Origin of the sequence: Raineya orbicola (assembly GCF_002843425.1) — a bacterium.
GTDB classification, from domain to species: Bacteria; Bacteroidota; Bacteroidia; order Cytophagales; family Thermonemataceae; genus Raineya; species Raineya orbicola.
The window spans coordinates 20,722-39,560 of record NZ_NKXO01000009.1 but is presented as its reverse complement, the minus strand read 5'-3'; the positions used below and the strand labels follow the sequence as shown (position 1 = coordinate 39,560).

General features: G+C 37.9%; 13 protein-coding genes. 9 read left to right on the top strand and 4 right to left on the bottom strand.

Annotated features, from left to right (window positions below; translation table 11 throughout):
- Window positions 1-44 precede the first annotated feature (44 nt).
- The 7 genes from porU2 (at window position 45) to Rain11_RS03735 (ending at window position 12,397) form a co-directional block, all read left to right on the top strand.
- Complete coding sequence (gene porU2 / locus Rain11_RS03765) at window positions 45-5,084, top strand: putative type IX secretion system sortase PorU2 (protein WP_101358006.1); 5,040 nt, start codon at window positions 45-47, stop codon at window positions 5,082-5,084.
- A gap of 106 nt (window positions 5,085-5,190) precedes the next feature.
- Complete coding sequence (locus Rain11_RS03760; RefSeq protein WP_101358005.1) at window positions 5,191-7,617, top strand: polysaccharide biosynthesis tyrosine autokinase; 2,427 nt, start codon at window positions 5,191-5,193, stop codon at window positions 7,615-7,617.
- Window positions 7,617-8,360 carry a tyrosine-protein phosphatase gene (locus tag Rain11_RS03755; protein ID WP_101358004.1) on the top strand — a complete coding sequence of 248 codons (744 nt, stop codon included), beginning with the start codon at window positions 7,617-7,619 and terminating at the stop codon, window positions 8,358-8,360. Before Rain11_RS03760 ends, Rain11_RS03755 begins: the two co-directional genes overlap by 1 nt.
- 54 nt (window positions 8,361-8,414) lie before the next feature.
- Window positions 8,415-8,639 (top strand): FeoA family protein, encoded by a 225-nt coding sequence (locus tag Rain11_RS03750; protein WP_101358003.1) that lies wholly within the window; start codon window positions 8,415-8,417, stop codon window positions 8,637-8,639.
- A 12-nt stretch (window positions 8,640-8,651) separates the two neighbouring features.
- On the top strand, window positions 8,652-10,754 hold the full coding sequence (gene feoB / locus Rain11_RS03745) for a ferrous iron transport protein B (RefSeq protein WP_243390541.1): 2,103 nt from the start codon (window positions 8,652-8,654) through the stop codon (window positions 10,752-10,754).
- Window positions 10,751-11,164: an OsmC family protein gene (locus Rain11_RS03740; protein WP_101358001.1), complete on the top strand. Its 414-nt coding sequence runs from the start codon at window positions 10,751-10,753 to the stop codon at window positions 11,162-11,164. The genes feoB and Rain11_RS03740 overlap by 4 nt, the downstream gene beginning before the upstream one ends.
- A 90-nt stretch (window positions 11,165-11,254) precedes the next feature.
- Window positions 11,255-12,397, top strand: coding sequence for an MFS transporter (locus Rain11_RS03735; RefSeq protein ID WP_101358000.1), 1,143 nt, complete (start codon window positions 11,255-11,257; stop codon window positions 12,395-12,397).
- Window positions 12,398-12,559: 162 nt separating this feature from the next.
- Here Rain11_RS03735 and Rain11_RS03730 read toward each other — a convergent pair whose 3' ends face one another.
- Window positions 12,560-14,662, bottom strand: coding sequence for a hypothetical protein (locus tag Rain11_RS03730; protein WP_133121493.1), 2,103 nt, complete (start codon window positions 14,660-14,662; stop codon window positions 12,560-12,562).
- Window positions 14,663-14,850: 188 nt separating this feature from the next.
- On the opposite strand from Rain11_RS03730, the gene Rain11_RS03725 reads away from it, so the two are divergent.
- Complete coding sequence (locus Rain11_RS03725; protein WP_101357998.1) at window positions 14,851-15,279, top strand: hypothetical protein; 429 nt, start codon at window positions 14,851-14,853, stop codon at window positions 15,277-15,279.
- Window positions 15,280-15,291: 12 nt separating this feature from the next.
- Window positions 15,292-16,437, top strand: coding sequence for a hypothetical protein (locus Rain11_RS03720; protein WP_101357997.1), 1,146 nt, complete (start codon window positions 15,292-15,294; stop codon window positions 16,435-16,437).
- A 6-nt stretch (window positions 16,438-16,443) separates the two neighbouring features.
- Here the strand turns inward: Rain11_RS03720 and rnc are convergent, their stop codons facing one another.
- Genes rnc through Rain11_RS03705 form a run of 3 tightly spaced genes read right to left on the bottom strand, consistent with a single transcriptional unit; the run spans window position 16,444 to window position 18,713 of the window.
- Window positions 16,444-17,190, bottom strand: coding sequence for a ribonuclease III (rnc, locus tag Rain11_RS03715; protein ID WP_101357996.1), 747 nt, complete (start codon window positions 17,188-17,190; stop codon window positions 16,444-16,446).
- 8 nt (window positions 17,191-17,198) lie between these two features.
- Window positions 17,199-18,452 (bottom strand): beta-ketoacyl-ACP synthase II, encoded by a 1,254-nt coding sequence (fabF, locus tag Rain11_RS03710; protein WP_101357995.1) that lies wholly within the window; start codon window positions 18,450-18,452, stop codon window positions 17,199-17,201.
- Window positions 18,453-18,476: 24 nt separating this feature from the next.
- Window positions 18,477-18,713: an acyl carrier protein gene (locus tag Rain11_RS03705; RefSeq protein WP_101357994.1), complete on the bottom strand. Its 237-nt coding sequence runs from the start codon at window positions 18,711-18,713 to the stop codon at window positions 18,477-18,479.
- Window positions 18,714-18,839: the final 126 nt, after the last annotated feature.

The window sequence follows — 18,839 nt, the reverse complement described above, 5'->3', positions numbered from 1 at the left end:
TTACCTTTTTGTTTTTTTGTGTATAAAAGGTAAAATTGCTCGCTATGAAACGTATTGTTACTGCTTTTGCCGTTTTCTTGCTTTATTATGTAGCGTATGCCCAACCTTATGGCAATGAATGGATAAATCCTGCACAGACTTATTTCAAAATTCCTGTAACACAAAAAGGAATTTATCGCATTACACAGCCTCAATTGGTATCTGCGGGTTTCCCTGCAAGCGTCAATCCGCAATACATTCAAATCTTTCACCGAGGGCAAGAGCAAGCCATTTTTGTTGCAGGCGAAGGCGATGGCACTTTTGATGCTTCCGATTATGTAGAGTTTTACGGCAAAGGCAACGACGGCACCCTTGACCAACAACTCTACTATCCTAACACGTTCAATCAGGTCAATCCTTATTATAACCTTCATTCCGATACTACGGCGTATTTTATTACTTGGCGAAATGGTGTAGCAGGCAAACGTATGCCTTTTGTAAATTTGCCTGATTTAGGCTATACTCCCGAAAGTTACCTTTTAGAAGAACGTATTAGCGTGCTTTCTGAACAACTTTCTCCGGGTAAAAATAATTTCGCTACCACAACCTTTTGTTATTTAGCCAGCTATGATAGAGGTGAAGGTTTCACCAGTACGCCTATTTATAGCGGTAGCCGTGATTTTCTTATTCCTGTGCAAAATGCTAACACTTTTGGGCAAGATCCGTATTTAGAAGTTCGTTATGTAAGCAGGCGTGTAGCACCCGTTTCCATCATCTTTCAAGTAGGCAGTTCTGTTTCATCATTGCGAACTATTGCCAGCCCCAATATCGCCGACTATAACCAAGGTTTTTTAAGTGCCTCCTTGAACTTTACAGATTTACCCACCAATGGAAATTTTATTTTACGGGCTATCCACAATGGCGGTGATGGTTGGTTTTCTGTTACTTCCATTCGTTTAGTATATTCGCAAAATCCTAATGCCAACAACCAAAGTGAAAAAGAATTTCTTTTGCCCACAAATGTGGGAGGTACTTCACTCATCAACGTAAGCAATGTACCTAACGGCTCTTTGCTTTATGATATTACAGATGAAAACAATATCAGACGTCTCGCTACCACAGGCACAGGTACGATTTCTGCCATTATTGACGGCACTACCAGTAACAAACGCATTTTCTTTTGCAACAATTTCCGAAGCGTAATTGGCATACGTCCTGTAAATTTTATTAACTTCAATCCTGCACAAGTAGATTATCTGATTGTTACCCACCCCAATCTTATGCAAGCGGCAGGCGGATATAGCAATGTAATTCAAGCCTATGCCGACTACCGAGCTTCTGTGCAAGGAGGAAGTTTCAAACCTCTTGTAGCAAATATTTTACAACTTTACGACCAATTCAGTTATGGTGAATATACTCCGCTTGCTATCCGTAATTTTGCCCGATATTGCTATTTCAATGGTACGCCCAAGTATTTGTTTTTGATAGGTTATCCAATCACTTTGCGTCCTTTTGATGCTCAATTTGGCTCTATTTATTTCACTGATTACGAGATTCGTTCAAATCCTGCCCACTGGGCTATGAATTTAGTACCTACGTGGGGCTTTCCGGGGAGTGATTTACCTTTTACAGCAGGTTTTGATACTTACAACTATGCCCCTGCCATTCCTACAGGTAGGCTGGTGGCTCGCACCCCCCAACAAGTCGCCAACTACCTCAATAAAGTAAAAGAACACGAAGAAAGTTTTGGTAAGGGCGATACTTGGCGGAAAAATATTTTACATTTAAGCGGTGGAATAGGGGCAGGCGAACAAGCCTCTTTGCTTTACTATCTGAATTTGTACAAAGGTATAGCCGAAGCCGACTATTTAGCGGGAATAGTTAAAACCGTTCAAAAAAACACTAATTCCAATGTAGAATACATCAATATAGCCGATGAACTGAATAAAGGAACTGCTCTAATGACTTTTTTCGGTCATTCGGGGCAAAGCATTACTGATATTGAAATTGGGCAAGCCTCTGATGATACCCAAGGCTATCGGAACAAAGGCAAATACCCTTTGCTTTTGGGCAATGGTTGTAGTTTGGGAGACGTGTATTCGGGCAAACCAACCCAAGCCGAAGATTGGCTTTTTACACCTGACAGAGGTTGTATAGCGTGGCTGGCTAATACTTCTTTGGGTTTTGCTGCTAATTTAAATAGTTATTCCTCACGTTTTTATTCCACAGCTTTTGCTAATGCAAGTTTTTTTGGTAAATCATTGGGAGAAATCACGCAAGAAATCCCTCGTACTTTCGGACCAAGCCTTAACCCTGCCAGTAACTTTATGGACTTGGCTCACGTACAACAAATGGCTCTGCAAGGAGACCCCGCTGTACGCCTGATAAGTGGCAATGCCCCCGACCTTTTTACTCAAAATGCTTGGTTAGCTTTGGAAGGCTTCAACAACGCCCCTTTAACTGCAAGAGCCGACTCGTTGCGTCTGAAAGTAAAACTTGCCAACCTTTCTAAAACTTTTAACACACAATTTGAAATTTCTGTCAAACAAACGCTTCCCAACGGAATAATCCTTGACCATACCCCCGAGATTCGTTACAACGACCCTCGCCGTACTGATAGTGTGTATATCACTATCCGCCGACCAACAGGTGTGAGTTTCTTTGGCAATAACCGCTTTGAAGTGCATTTAGATTGGAAAAATGAAATTAGTGAAGTATTTGAAAACAATAATACTGCTATTTTGGAAATATTTATCCCTGATTTTGGTGCAAAAGCCTTATTTCCTCCTGAATATAGTATCGTGAGCAGTCAGCCTGTAAAACTAATGGCACAATCCGCAAATTTGCAGTTAGAGCCTCGCGATTTTATTTTTGAAATTGATACTACCCATAAATTTAATAGCCCTATCAAACGCTCTCGGATTGTACCTGCGGGAAGCATTGCTACTTGGGAAACTACACTGCTTACTGATATTTTACCTTCGGATAGCTTGGTATATTATTGGCGGGTCAATTTTGCTGATGCTGTAAATAACCCAAACATTCTTTGGGACGAAAGTAGTTTTATTTACATCAAAAATAGCCCTCAGGGTTGGTCGCAAAGCCACTTTTTTCAGTTTTCCAAAAGCACTGACGTGGGTATTGTAAAAAATGAAGTCCAACGTAAATGGGAATTTAAGCAGGTACAAAACCGCATACGCGTTCGCACTTTTGGTAAAGATAGCCCCGACGCAGGCACTAACTTTATCAATACTAATTGTTTTCTAAACGATTTACCTCTCATTACTCCAAACGATAGCGACCCTTGCTTTGCAAATACCCTTTTATTAGTTGTTTTTGAGCAAGAAAGCAAGTTGCCTTTTCAGGTTTTTGGAGGAAGCAATACAGGTGTGCCCATTTGTGGCAGACGCCCTTCGGTAGTGTATTATTTCACCAACTCTGCCATTATCAATGGTGCTTTGCAAGGTGCTTTTTTGCAAATACCCACAGGAAGTTATATTTTAGTGTTCAATAAAGGGAATATAACCAATGCGGCTTGGGCGGCGGCATTACCTACTCTGCAAGCCATAGGAGGCTCGCCTGCGGCACTGGCAACCCTTAATGAAGGCGAACCCTACATACTCTTTGCCCAAAAAGGTGGAGCAAGGTTACAGGAAATTATTGCAACCTCCATAACAAGCCCAACTACCGAAACTATTTCAATGGATTATGAGTTGGGAGGCGGTTTCACCAAAGGCACTGTTACCTCTACTCGGATAGGTCCTGCTACAGCTTGGGGAACACTTTACAAAAAAATCTTGCCTTCCGAACTTAGTAATAGCCCTGATGTGTGGTATTTGAGCATTATTGGCGAAAACTTGGCAGGTCAGCAAGTTGTTCTTAATAGCAATGTTCCACAACCTCTATACGCTTTTGCCCTCAATAGTATTGATGCTACGCAATATCCCTATTTACGCTTACAACTTTACACTCGCGATAGCATCAATTTCACGCCTACACAGCTGAAACGTTGGCAAGTAATTTATGATGGCGTTCCCGAAGGTTTCCTAAATACCGAAAGAATTGGTTTAGAAAAATATAAAATCACACCCAAACAAGAAGGAGAACCTTTCAGCGTTCCTTTTGCTTTTGAAAATATTTCAGGAAAAGAATTTTCAGCAGATTCCTTACTGGTTCAATGCACTTATACTAATCCGAGCAAAGGTACGCAAGTTGTGCGTACGATGCGTATCAAAGCCCCTAAACCACAAGAATATACTACTTTTGAAGTACCTGTACAGACACTTGGTAATGATGGTGAAAACATCTTGCGAGTATATGTAAATCCTAAACAAGTTTTGGAGCAATACTACGACAATAACATTTTAGAAGTAAAATATGAAGTTTTACGCGATAACAAAAACCCTATTCTTGATGTAACTTTTGATGGTGTGAGAATTTTAGATGGTGATATTGTTTCGGCTAATCCACTCATACGCATACGCTTGCGAGATGATAACCCATTCTTGCAAAAACAAGATACTATCGGCTTAGATATTCGTCTTAAACGACCTTGCGAAAATTGTACTTTTGAACGTATTCCTTTCAGTGGTAACGATTTGCGTTGGCGAAGTGAAGGTAGAAATATTGACATAGAATTTACTCCCAAAAATTTAGAAGACGGTATTTACACTCTTCGTGTGAATGGCGAAGATGCCCGCGGCAACCGAGCAGGTATAGAGCCTTACCAAGTAAACTTTGAGGTAATCAATGAAGCTAGCGTAACGAATGTTTTGCCTTATCCTAATCCTTTTTCGGGTTCTACGCGTTTCGTTTTTACACTTACGGGTTCGGAAGTTCCGCAAGAAATGAAAATTCAAATCCTGACGGTTTCAGGTAAGGTGGTACGAGAAATTACCCAAGATGAACTCGGACCTATTCGGGTAGGTAACAATATTTCGCAATATGCTTGGAATGGTACTGATGAATTTGGTGATAGACTTGCCAACGGTGTATATCTATATCGCGTAACTATGAAGCTCAATGGTCAAGAAATTAAACACCGAACTACCAAAGCCGACAAAGGTTTCAAAAAAGGCTATGGAAAGTTGTATATTTTGAGATAATTTCATTTTTTTGAAGGTCAAAAAATTACAATTTTCAAAACCAATATTCCTCATTTTTTCGTATATTTACGAAAATTGTGTTACCGATTTGTTTGAATAATCAATTATGGCTCAATACCTTACCGAAGAAGAACGTTTCAGAAGGCTTTTGCAAACTGATGATATAGATAGTGGTGAAAGTCCTTTGGAAGCTATAGATTTTGCAAAAATTCTTTACATACTTCGTAAAAATTGGTATTGGCTGATAGTTTTTCCCTTACTTTCTGTTTCATTGGCTTATCTGTATTTACGCTATACCAAGCCTATTTTTCAAAGCACTGCTAATCTTAAAATGGAATTCAAAGACGAATCGGCGGGGCTGGACTTACGCATAGGCTTAAATCAGGAAAATCCTATTGATAACATTGCAGGTGAATTGGAGGTAATTCGCTCTCCTCTCATTTATGAAGAAGTACTGAAAAACATAGACTTATCCGTAGAATACTACGCCGAAGGCAGGATTTTAGATAACGAAATGCACGGCTTTTCACCTATTGAAGTGCAAGCAGTGGTATTAAATGAAAATCTTTACAATCAAAAATTTTATATTGAAAGTGAAGATGGTCATAGTTACAACATTGAAGTTAAGAACGATAAAAAAACTCTTGCAGAATACAAAGGCAAATTTGGTGAGTGGCTCAAAAATAAAGATGTTGAGTTACTGATTACTCAAAAAATGCCCCTCTCCACGTATAGTGAAAACATTTACTTCGTGCTAAATAGCAAGGGAAAATCAATGAATTATTTGGCTAATAATTTAGAAGCCTTTATTCTCAACCCTCAAGCCAAAATTATCGCTATCAGTTTCAAAGACCATAACGCTACCAAAGCTCGTGATGTGCTCAAAAGTATTAGCGAAGTGTATCGTGTAAAAAGTGTGGAAATCAAAAACAGAGCAAATAGACAAAAGAAAGAGTATTTAGATGCTCAAATTGAAAAAACTGAAAAAGAACTCAATGCCTATGAAGCTGAAATGGAACGTTTCATCATTCAAAATAAAACCAATAACATTGAAGGAAAAATCAGCGAGCTAGTTAATAAAATTCAGCAACTTACCGAAGAACGCTATAAAATCAATGCGAAACTGCAAACTATCATTGAACTTGAAATATTTGTTAATCAGCGTTTTGTAGACTCTAAAAACATTCCTCTGATGCCTGATGTTGATGGGGCAATCTTACAACAAATTTCTGAACTCAACCGCTTGCGTCAGATTCGTCAAAATCAAGAACTTTCCGAAACCTCTGCTACCTACTCTTATCAAGTATTAGATATAAAAATCAATAACTTGCAAAAAAATATTACAGAAAGTATCGACCGCTATAAGAAAAAAATCTTAAAAGAGCTGACTGAAATCACACAAAAACTGGCTGAAATAGAAGCTAATTTTTTAGGGCTACCTTCCAAAATTACAGAATTTAATAAGCTCAAAAAGAAATACGAAACTGTTCAAAGCTATTACAACAATCTTATTCAGCAAAAAATACAAATTGGCTTGGCAGAAGCAGGTACTGTACCAAACTTTGAAATCATTTCGCCTGCTTCTACCCCTTCCATACCCATTTCTCCTAAAAAAACACTCATCTATGGTATAGCTGGAGGTATCGGGATATTGTTGAGCTTGCTTCTGGTTGTAGGAAAATATCTGCTCAAAGATACCATAGGTTCGCAACAAGAACTAGAAAAGTCGGTTTCTATGCCTGTTGTAGGAGCTATTCCTAAGTACAGAAAGTATAAAATGGAGCATTCCAAACTTATTGTTCATCAAAACCCTAAATCAGCTATCAGCGAATCGTTTAGAAATATAAGAACCAATTTGGATTTTATGTTCCCTCGCTCCGAAAAAGAAACGGGACAAAAAGTAGTTTCTATTACTTCTACCATCAGTGGTGAAGGGAAAACCTTTGTAACAATCAATTTAGGTGGTATTATCGCAATGTCGGGCTTACGGGTAGTGATTATAGATTTGGATATGCGAAAACCCAAAGTACACTTAGGGCTGAATGGCTCTAATGAAAAGGGGATTAGTACCATTCTTATTGGTAGGCACTCTTTGGAAGAATGTTTGCGAACTACAGAAATTGAAAATTTATCTTATATTTCAGCAGGACCTGTTCCTCCTAATCCTTCGGAGCTTATTTTGAGAAATGAGTTCAAAGAACTTATCAAAACTCTCAAAGAATTGTATGATGTAGTACTGATAGATACGCCTCCCGTAGGTTTGGTAACTGACGCAATGCTCATTATGTCGCAGGTTGATGTTCGCTTTTTTGTGCTTAGGGCTAATTACTCTCGTAGAGGTTTTGCCAAAAATATTCAAAAAATTACTTCTTTACACCAAATTCGTTCTGTTGGTCTTATTCTTAATGCTGTTGAAGAGCAAGGTAAATATGGATACGGATACGGGTATGGATATTATGAGGAAAAGAACACACCAAAAACTACAAGTTGGTTTAACAAGCTAAAAATGCAACTTTTATCCTGGAAAAAATAATGTTAAAACTTTTCTCTCGCAAAAAAGATACTCCTAATACTGCCATCTTTGATTTTCTCAAAGTTGATTTGCACTCTCATTTGCTTGCAGGTATTGATGATGGCGTACAAACAGAAAGCCAAGCTCTTGAAATCATTGAGCAATTTCAGGATTATGGTTTTCAGAAAATCATCACTACACCTCATATCTTGTGGGATTTTTACAAAAATACCCCCGAGATTATACAAAATAAATTAGAAAGGTTACGTATTTTTTTGCAAGAAAACCAAATCAATATCCCTATTGAAGCCGCCGCAGAATACTATGTAGATGAGCATTTTTTGCAAATGCTCCAAAAACACGAAAAACTGCTCTCCTTTGGTGAAAAAAATTATTTACTTTTTGAAACAGGATTTTTGAATATACCCGCTTTTTGGGAGGAAGCTATTTTTCTAATGAAAGCCAATGGATATCAACCTATTCTTGCCCACCCTGAAAGATATGTATATGTGCAGAATAACTTTAGTTTTTTGGAGAAAATACTAAATTTGGGTGTTCTGTTGCAAATAAATATACTCTCGCTAGTAGGATATTATTCGGTAGAGGCACAAAAAACCGCTGAAAAAATCATAGAAGCACGCCTGCCTCATTTTCTGGCAAGCGATTGCCACCACATTCGTCAAGCCCAAGCCTTGCAAAACCTTTTGCAAAGCTCTTTTTTTAAGAAAGTTCAGAATTATCCCTGGCTCAATGGCTCTCTTTGAGTTTGTAAAGTTTTTTCTTATTTTTGCAAAATTGTTTAGATTTAATTTAATTAAATGCAACTACATCAAGTATCTATTGGTAAAAAAGCAAAAATCCTTGAATTCCAGCAAAGGGGTGTTTTCCTCAAACTTTTAGAAATGGGCTTACTACCGAACATTACTATTGAAGTGTTGGGCAAAGCTCCTCTTGGCGACCCCATTTATATTTCGGTGCAAGAAACGCTTATTGCTTTGCGTAAAAGCGAAGCCCAAAATATTGTAGTTCAGATTATTGAATAAAACATTACTCACGTGAAACTTGCTCTTATCGGAAATCCTAATGCAGGTAAAACCTCGCTATTCAACCAACTTACGGGGTTAAATCAAAAAGTAGCCAATTTTACAGGTGTAACCGTAGAGAAAAAAACAGGCTCTTTCTTGCTCCCTAATCAAAGTAAAGCATATATCACTGATTTGCCCGGTACATATAGTCTCTATCCCAAATCGGATGATGAGCAAGTCGTTTTGGATTTTCTGCTCAATCCTCAAAATCCCGAAAAACCTGATGCAATTTTAGTAGTAATTGATGCTTCTAATTTGCAAAGAAACTTGCTTCTTTTTTTAGAAGTACAGAGTTTAGGTTTTCCTACTATTTTAGTGCTAAATATGATTGATATAGCCCAAAAAAGCGGCTGGGAAATTGATACACAAAAACTTGCTGAACGCTTACAAAGCCCTGTGGTTTGTACCAACTCCAGAAGTGGCGAAGGCATTAACGAACTCAAGCAGAAAGTTCTTGATTTAGAAAAAAATAAATCAATTCCTCCCAATATTATTCTTCAAACTTATGCCCCCTTGCAAAATGTTTTACAAGAAATTAGGCAAAAATATCAATTACCCAACATTTATTGGGCAAATTTATATTTTCACCATTACGAAAAATTATCTTTTTTGGCAGAAACCGACAAGCAATTTTTTCAAAAATTAGAATTAAAAAATAGCTTTCAAGCACTTCATTTGCAAGCAGATGAGACTTTGGAGCGTTTCAGGGTAATAGAAAAAATTGTTGCCGAAACCACCCAAAAACACGAAAAAGCCTACAATCCACAGAGTATTACTCGCAAAATTGATAAAATATTGCTTCACCCGCTTTGGGGATATGGTTCTTTTTTAATGGTACTACTGCTGATTTTTACGGCGATTTTTAGGTGGGCAGAAATCCCTATGGAATGGATTGAACAAGGTACTGCCCATCTGCAAGCATTTTTCCGAGAAAATTTACCCAACCATTTTATTACAAATCTTTGGACAGAAGGGATTTTGGCAGGCATTGGCTCCGTAGTTACTTTTATTCCACAAATTGCTCTCCTTTTTGGTTTTATTGCTATCTTGGAAGAAACGGGCTATATGACACGCGTAATGATAATGATGGACAAGATTATGCGAAAATTTGGCTTAAATGGCAAAAGTGTTGTCCCCTTGATTTCGGGGGCGGCTTGTGCTATTCCCGCTATTATGGCTACCCGAAACATTGATAACCCCAAAGAAAGGCTTATTACTACTTTGGTAGTGCCTCTGATTAGCTGTTCGGCTCGCCTGCCCATTTATACCGTAATGATAGCCCTTGTAATACCTGATAAAATGCTATGGGGAATTTTACATTATCAGGCTCTTGCACTGCTGGCAATGTATCTTTTGGGCTTACTTATGGCTATGCTTGCCGCAAAGGTTTTAAGCCGATTTTTGCCTTTTTGGGGAAATGATTATTTTATCGTGGAAATGCCTACCTACAAGATGCCTCGCTGGAAAAATGTAATCATTACTATTTACGAAAAAGTAAAAACCTTTGTGTTTGATGCAGGAAAGGTGATTGTAGTAATTTCAGTTATTTTGTGGGTTTTGGCTTCCTATGGTTGGGGAGATAGTTTAGAAAAAGCGGAAAGTGCTATCAAAAAAAGCTACCCTACCCTCTCCGAAGAAGAACTCACTCCGCTTATCAATTCAGCAAAATTAGAGGCTTCTTTTGCGGGCAATTTGGGAAAAGCCCTTGAACCTATCATAGAACCTTTGGGATTTGATTGGAAAATAGGCATTTCACTCATTACCTCTTTTGCCGCTCGTGAAGTTTTTGTAGCGACAATGTCTGTAATTTATGGCTTGGGAGAGGAAGGAAACGAACAAAGTGTAAGGCAAAAAATGGCTTCTGAAATAAATCCTCAAACAGGAAAACCAACCTACTCGGTAGCTGTGGGTTTTTCGCTTATGGTATTTTATGCTTTTGCGATGCAATGTATGAGCACTTTTGCCGTAGTATGGAAAGAAACTCGCTCTTGGAAGTATCCTTTGGGGCAACTTGTTTTTTTCAACATTTTAGCTTATCTTGCCTCTTGGATAACTTACACGATACTCCGATGAACCACCAAATTGAAAGCCTTTATTTAGGAGAATTACGCACCGAAGCTACACATTTAGCTTCACAAAGTAAAATCATCACTGATGCCCCCACAGATAACAACGGCAAAGGAGAAGCTTTTTCACCCACCGATTTGGTTTGTGCCGCTTTGGGTAGTTGTATGATGACCATTATGGGCATTGTTGCCGAAAGAGATAAAATAAACCTGCAAGGTGTTACTTGGAAAACAACTAAAATAATGGCATCTAACCCTCGTAGAATTGCAGAAATTCAGGTGCATTTTTATTTTCCAAGTAATTTGCATTTGGAAAGCACATACAAACAAAAACTTGAAAATGCGGCTCGTACTTGCCCCGTAGCGTTAAGTTTAGCCACAGAAATAAAGCAGGAAGTATTTTTTCACTACATATAAGAATTTTTTTGTTTTTTAGAAAACCGCTTGGGCAATCATTTCGTAAGTCTTGTAAAAGATTTTTCAAAAGAAACTTAAACTAAGAAATGTATGGAAACCTCTATTGCACCTAAAGCCCAAAAATTAAGTTTTACCAAATCTATTATTAGTATTGCGGCATTGGAAGCGGCAATTACAATTGGCTGGCTTGCTTACGAAAAGTATCAGCCACAACTGCTACTCAAATTCAGTTTTGTAGAATTTGCAGGACTATTGCTGGTAGCACAAGGTATTTTAGGAGCTATTTTTCACCCCATTTCAGGGAAATGGGCAGATAAGGCTTTTCGTGAAAGAGGCTCTAAATTCTCAGTCATCATATCGGGAGCGGCATTTGCGGCAGTCATTTTCGTAGCAGTAAGTGTTGCTCTCAATACTAATCCTGCAAGCCCTCTGAAATGGATTTTACCAGTGCTTGTTATCCTATGGCTGGCAGCGATGGCTACTTTTCATAGCCCTGCAATTTCACTTATTGAAAATTTTACGCCAGTTCATAAATTTCCACAAGTTGCGGCAATTCTGACAATGGTTTTTGGTTTAATTTATACTATTGAGCCTTTTCTTATTCAAATCCTCAATACACTCGGGCTTACAATCACCTTTATTTTAGGTGGTGTGCTTGTGATTTCAGCGGCGTATGCTATCAAAACTGTAAGTATTACGCCTCCCACAGAAGAAGATAAAAAAATAATGGCAAAAGAAGAATTAGCTATGGATAGCAAAAAAGATTTGTTTCTGACAGGCTTTTTTGTAGGACTTTTCAAGATGATGATGCTCTTTTTTGTACCTGCGGTGTGGGTAAAGCATAAATTTTTTGGTGCAACTGAAAAAGTTTTCTTTTCCGACCCCGATTATTTGCAATCAGCTATGCTAATGTTTTCCGCTTTACTTGCTATTCCTGTAAGTAAAATTGTAGAAAAACAAGGTTCTTACAAAAGTTTAATTTGGGGCTGTATTATCGCTTTTGCAATTATTTTACCTGCTCTGTTTATCAAAGGACAAACTTTTTCTATCATTATGCTCCTGCTTATGGGTTTGGTGTATAGCTTGCTTTCAGTAGCTTCTTTGCCTTACATTCTCAATAGAGCCAAAACAGGGCAAACAGGATACAGCATAGGTTTGTACTACGGAGGCACTGCCCTTGCTACCGCAGTAATATTGCTAATTTTACTGAATATGGGCATAAGTGTAAATTAAGTGAAGTAATTCACGTGTAAAGAAATTAAGATATGAGAGATTAACCATCAAGTTTTCCTTCAATATCTAAAAAACCGAATTTTGTTTTCTATTCCAAAATGTATTCAAGTGAGGGTTTGCTTCCATTGCATAAAGCAAATCCTCATTCTTTTGTTTCCAATATCAGAAACTCACAAAAATACCCGGACCTACCAAGAAAAACCAGGCTTTGGCACTTAAAAAATAACCCATTCCCGCAAAAAGAGGAAAAGAAAGTTTTACATCTCGCCGAGTGGGATACAGACTACCCAAAAGTACCACACCTATATCTCTATTAGTTGCATTAGGGTTAAAATTGAAGGCATTGTTGGCAAGAACACCGATACCCACTTTATAAGGTTGAAAACGATTGATTTTATTGGGATTATAAAAACTAAGCTGTTGGATAATTGCTAAACTAATCCCTCCAAAGGGGCTAAAATTTTCTTGGTCAGCACGTTTGATAAGCAAGCCCCCTGGAAAAGTTACCTCTGTATCAAAACGCAGTTTTCTTTGCAAAATAATTTCAATTTTTTTACTAAAGCCCTCACCTCCATATTTATCTTTATCGTGGCTAATGGTAATTTCAATTCTACTCCACCCGTCCAAATCAAAAGTTTTTCTACCCAAAACTTTATTGAGGCTGATAGGTTCTTTGTTGCATTGCTTATCATTGTAAAAAGCAAATCTTGGTGAATTTTCACCTGGGCATACCATAATGTTGGGAATACGCTTCAAATCTACCAAGTCGCCACGTGCATTGAAAATCGTGATATCAATGCTTACAAACTGCCTACCAAAAAGTTTGTTTTCGTCAATTTTATCATAATCAAAGGAAACTTCAATATCTTTGATGGTATAAGGGTAAAGAATGGTCTGAGGCAGTTCGCTGAGCACTTGCTTGCCTGCACCATAATTTATTCGTACAAAATTAAGTTGCTGATGCGGTCTTTGATATTCACTTACAGGAATAGTACGCCCAATTTTGTCGTTTCGGTTAAAAATTTCTATTTCTTTTTTGCTGATATTCATTGGTACTTGCAAGCGAAAAGTTTGCACATTTTCGGTGCGAATCAGCGAATCGGAGGTAAGCACATTCAAGCCATCAAAACGAAAACGTGCTTTATGCAAAGCAAGCCCCTCTATACGTACATCAACGGTTTCACCGGGATAAAAAACATTTTCCCGTCTGTTTCCTTCGTGAAAAATAATGATATTATTGATGATAGTTTTGGGGGTAACATTAAAATTCGTAATGCAAACAGGCTCATCACCCGCTTTGATGTAAAGATAGCTTTCCGAAATACGATGCTGTCCGTAAGGTCTTAAAACACATAAAAATTTACCATTGTTCATTAAACTCTTAATAAAAATTTCAGCCACGAGCATTCCTCCTGCCTTCTCTTGGTTTTCTATGCGATACGTTTTCCCTACATTCAAATAACGATTGTAATCTAATTGAACTTCTATGCCTTCCTTTTGCGTAGCCTCTTCTATGGTAATTTCTTTTACATCGGTATTCAAAAAAGCCAAACGACTACCTTTTACACGAAATTTATACTTAATAGTTGGAAGTTGATAATTTACGCGTCCTTTTTCGTCAATGTAAGGAATGAAAGTGCTTAAATCCAGACTAAAATCAACATCGCCAATTTTTGATGGCAGAACATACAAACGAAGTTGCTTATTAACATATTCCGTACGATAATCAATATCTTTACTATTCGTAGGGATAGGGTTGGTTCGGATATTTTCAGGATTATTGGAAATTAGCTCAAACATACGCTCCTCACCTACGTACAATTCGTCATCTTTTGGTGCAAAAGCCACTTTGGTATTAAAATATGGCAACAGACGCAATTCACAAGGAATTTCTTTCAGTGGAATCTGATAAATTGTAAAGTTTAAGGTGAGAAATTGCGTTTGTGTAAGATTATTAAATTTTATCTTGAAACGAAAATAATCCTGACTGCGAAAAATAGAATCTACAAGTTGAAAATCCTGCGAGTATGCCAGTTCTATTTTTTGGATATTTTCCATATTTTGAGGAAACAAACGTACCTCACAAGTCGGATTTTCAGTAAAATACTCAAAAGCCAAAAATTTTTCCCCCTTGAATTGAATCTGATTTTTAGTTTGTGTAAAACGAAGCGTATCAATCAGAATAGCTACTTCTTTGAAGCAATTTTGAGAAAAAGCTATATTAGCAATAAGCAGAAATACAGAGCTGTACAGAAATTTTTTCATTGATACGTAAGTTTTGAAGTGAATAAAAAGAGTAGATTGCTCGTAAAAATTTTTGCAAAAGTAGAAAGATTTACTCAAAGGTTCAAACAATAAAATGCTTACCAAGAAAATTATTGCATAGTTTTTGCTGAATTTCAGAAAGGCTTTTGTATATTTGCAGAGAGCAGTTTTAATCAAAAACATCTGTTTTGAAATATTTATTTTACATAACCTGCATTTGGCTCATTTTTGCTTGCAATCGAAAGCCTTCTACTTGTGCGGCGTATCAGGAAGTAGGCACCGTAGCTATTCCTGAAGATGGCTATGTACCTACCAATTTTATCATTACTGAAAGACACAGCAAAACAGGGCTGGTAAAAAAAGTAGGCGGTGTAAGCAAGAAAAAACATAAAACAAGAGCCGAACAAAGTAAAATTTTTAGAAAAGAAAAGAAATTTATCAAGGATAAAGAGCTATTCCCCGATAACAATAGCAAAGCAACCCGCAAGAAAAAATCTAAAAAATCTAAAAGAGCGAAAAATGCTAATGAAGAGGAGCAAGAACAGCCAGAAAAACCGGAAGAAAATCCACCTGCTTTGCCCGAAGAAAAACAAGAACCTAAAAAAGACGGAAACTAAAAAATTATTTACTTGAAAACCCAATTTATACATATCATTTTTTTGAGTTTAATTTTCTTGGCTTGTGGCGAAGTTTTTGCTCAACGTAAAGACAATACCGCCTCAAAAAAACCTGTTCTTACCAACAAATATCGTCTCAAAAAGCGTGTAACTCCCACTGAGGGTACAAAATCCAAAGGTTCGGAAAAAATTCCTAATTCACAAACCGTACAATCGGGACATTATGCAGGGCAAAAAAGATATGTAGAATCTCCACAAGTATTAGGACAAAGCCAATTCCGAGGCTCTGAACCGCTATTCCCTCGAGAGCCCCAAAAAGGATTTGCTACATTTAGGTCTAAATATAAATTTTTACCTCATAAATTACAAACAGGTTTTGCTACCTTCAAATCTAAAACCAAATTCTTACCTCATAAATTGCAAACAGGCTTCGCTACATTCAAATCCAAAACTAAATTCTTACCTCATCAGTACAGACGTGGTTATGATAAGTTTATATCAAGTTATGCCTTTCTTCCAACCAAGAAAAAATTTGGACACGATAAGTTTATTTCCAATTATAAATTCCGCCCACACGAATACAGACGCGGATACGATGAATTTACAGGGGGAGCAATCAAATACGGCTTTTTGGAAAAACGCCGAAAAGCTATTATCCATAATACTCGCAAAATGCAAAATTATAGCGGTACGGTGCGTTATGTAGATTGGAAAAAAGTGCGTATGAAACGCTCTCATCGTATGGCAACCTCATTGGGGGCTTTGAAAATTAGGTATTCTTTGCGTAAGTCTAAACTATCCAATAGAGAGTTGCAAAAATATCGCTCCAAGCCCTATAATGTACGCTACTTGCGTAAAGGCAAATTTATGTGGAAAAAAGATATGCCTCGCTATCAGAGATATCCTGAAAAATCGCCTCGTTACAACCCTACCGAAAGACAAGGAGCAGTAGTAAGTAGCGGGAAAGGTGAAATTTTATATCCCAGTCGCGGTGAAATGTGGGTAAATGGAAAACCTATTAAAAGAACCATATCAGGTACTCCTACGACAAATCCTTTGCCGCTCAATGCACCCTCACGAACCAAAGAGCTCAAACAAATGCAAAAAGAAAACAAAATCAAATCTGCTGAAGTAGAAAAAGAACCTAAACAAGATTGAAAGCGATTATTTCAAAGAAACATTTAAGGTTTGTAGAGCTTTTTCGGCGGCGGCTTGTTCAGCTTTTTTCTTGTTTTGCCCCATACCTTGCGAAATGCTTTTACCATTTAGACGAACTTCAACGGTAAAAGTTGTAGTATTCCGATAACTTTTTTCCTCTATAAGTACGAAGTCTATATTTTTGCCATTTTTTTGGGCATATTCTATCAGCAAACTCTTATAGTTGAGGTTGGTTTGTATAATTTTATCTAAATCCAGATGTGCTTGTAAAAGCCTTTTGAGAACAAAGTTTCTGCAAAAGAGAAAACCTCTATCCAAATACACCGCACCAATGAATGCCTCCAAGGCATCACCCGCAATAGACTGATTTCCACGAATTTGAATAGAAGTTTCGTATTCAATCAGTTCTGTTAAGCCTATTTTATGAGCCAGTTGGTTCAAACTTTCGCGATTGACAATCCGAGAGCGAATTTCTGTCAGAAACCCCTCATCTTTGTAGGGGAATTTTTTGTAAAGATATTCAGCAATAATCAAACCTAAAACTGCATCACCTAAGTATTCCAGACGCTCGTTAGATAAACGAAAATTCTGATTTGGCGTTTGTATAGCTACCGAACTATGTATCAGAGCCAAGCGATACAACGATAAATTCAAAGGCTTACTTCCTGTGATGTTTTTCACAAAAGAAATAAGCCTTTGTTCCTGCGGTGAATACTTCCTAAAAAACGCTTGAAGTTGCTTGAGCCAAAGCATCGGAGCAATTACTCTTCAAATTTCTTGAAAATAATGGTAGTGTTATGCCCGCCAAAGCCAAAATCATTGCTCAAAGCATAAGTAATTTTGCGTTCTTGGGCTTTGTTGGGGGTAAAGTTGAGCTTTGGGTCTAAAACCTCATCAAGTTCAAAGAGGTTGATAGTAGGTGGTACAACCTGATGTTGAATAGCCAAAATGCAGGCTAAGGCTTCAACAGCCCCCGTAGCTCCGAGCAAATGCCCTGTCATTGACTTAGTGGAGCTAATGTTGAGTTTATAGGCATATTCTCCAAAAACTTCTTGGATAGCCTTAATTTCCTGCGGGTCGCCAATGGGAGTTGAGGTGCCGTGCGTGTTGATATAGTCAATTTTATCGGGGGTGATGCCTGCATCATCAAGGGCATCTTGCATACAATAAATTACGCCCAAACCTTCGGGGTGTGGAGCTGTAATATGATAAGCATCAGAGGAAAAACCAGCTCCTACTACTTCTGCATAGATTTTTGCACCACGTTTTTTGGCGTGTTCGTATTCTTCCAAAATAAGGCAAGCTCCTCCCTCGCCAAGCACAAAACCATCTCTATCCTTATCGTAAGGACGTGAAGCAGTTTCGGGGCTATCGTTGCGTTCAGAAAGGGCTTTATTGGCATTAAAACCACCTATGCCCGCTTCAGTAACTGCCGCCTCGGAGCCACCTGTAAGAATAACATTGGCTTTTCCCCAACGAATATAATTAAAGGCATCAATAATGGCATTGTTGGCAGAAGCACAAGCCGAAACCGTGGTGTAGTTGGGTCCTAAAAAGCCGTACTTAATAGAAATATGTCCAGGGGCAAGGTCTGCAATCATTTTAGGAATAAAAAATGGATTGAAACGAGGCGTACCATCACCTTTGGCAAAATCAACCACTTCCATTTGCAAAGACCTTAATCCGCCTATGCCCGAACCCCATATCACACCTACGCGGCGTTTATCAAGGCTTTGTAAATCAAAGCCTGCGTCTTGGATAGCTTGTTCAGCAACGGCAATAGCATAATGCTGAAACAAGTCCATTTTACGAGCTTCTTTGTGTTCTATGTAGAGTTTGACATCAAAATTTTTTACTTCGCAAGCAAAGCGAGTTTTGAATTTGGAGGCATCAAAACGGGTAATGGGAGCGGCACCGCTCACACCTTTGGAAAGACCTTCCCAATACTCAGCTACGGTATTTCCAATGGGCGTTACTGCTCCCAACCCCGTAATTACCACTCTTTTTGGGTTCATTGAGTTGGATTTTTGGTTAGAAGATTATTTTACGTTAGCTTCCAGATAAGCGATTGCCTGTCCTACCGTACTGATAGTTTCGGCTTGGTCGTCAGGAATAGAAACGTTAAATTCTTTTTCAAATTCCATAATCAGTTCTACTTGGTCGAGGGAATCAGCTCCCAAGTCATTAGTAAAACTTGCCTCAGGGGTAACCTCAGAAGGTTCTACGCCCAATTTTTCTACGATAATGCTTTTTACTTTTTCTGCAATAGTAGACATCTCTAAATCAGTTTTGGTTTAACAGAACGCAAATAAATACAATTTTTGAAAAATTTGCCAAAAAAATTTGAAAAATTTTTAAGTTGAAGCTCATTCTAAAAGTTTTTTCTTTCGCTAAAATTGCTC

Coding starts and splice junctions, on each gene's coding strand:
- porU2 (WP_101358006.1), top strand. CDS start 45: ATGAAACGTATTGTTACTGCTTTTGCCGTTTTCTTGCTTTATTATGTA.
- Rain11_RS03760 (WP_101358005.1), top strand. CDS start 5,191: ATGGCTCAATACCTTACCGAAGAAGAACGTTTCAGAAGGCTTTTGCAA.
- Rain11_RS03755 (WP_101358004.1), top strand. CDS start 7,617: ATGTTAAAACTTTTCTCTCGCAAAAAAGATACTCCTAATACTGCCATC.
- Rain11_RS03750 (WP_101358003.1), top strand. CDS start 8,415: ATGCAACTACATCAAGTATCTATTGGTAAAAAAGCAAAAATCCTTGAA.
- Rain11_RS03740 (WP_101358001.1), top strand. CDS start 10,751: ATGAACCACCAAATTGAAAGCCTTTATTTAGGAGAATTACGCACCGAA.
- Rain11_RS03735 (WP_101358000.1), top strand. CDS start 11,255: ATGGAAACCTCTATTGCACCTAAAGCCCAAAAATTAAGTTTTACCAAA.
- Rain11_RS03730 (WP_133121493.1), bottom strand. CDS start 14,662: ATGAAAAAATTTCTGTACAGCTCTGTATTTCTGCTTATTGCTAATATA.
- rnc (WP_101357996.1), bottom strand. CDS start 17,190: ATGCTTTGGCTCAAGCAACTTCAAGCGTTTTTTAGGAAGTATTCACCG.
- fabF (WP_101357995.1), bottom strand. CDS start 18,452: ATGAACCCAAAAAGAGTGGTAATTACGGGGTTGGGAGCAGTAACGCCC.
- Rain11_RS03705 (WP_101357994.1), bottom strand. CDS start 18,713: ATGTCTACTATTGCAGAAAAAGTAAAAAGCATTATCGTAGAAAAATTG.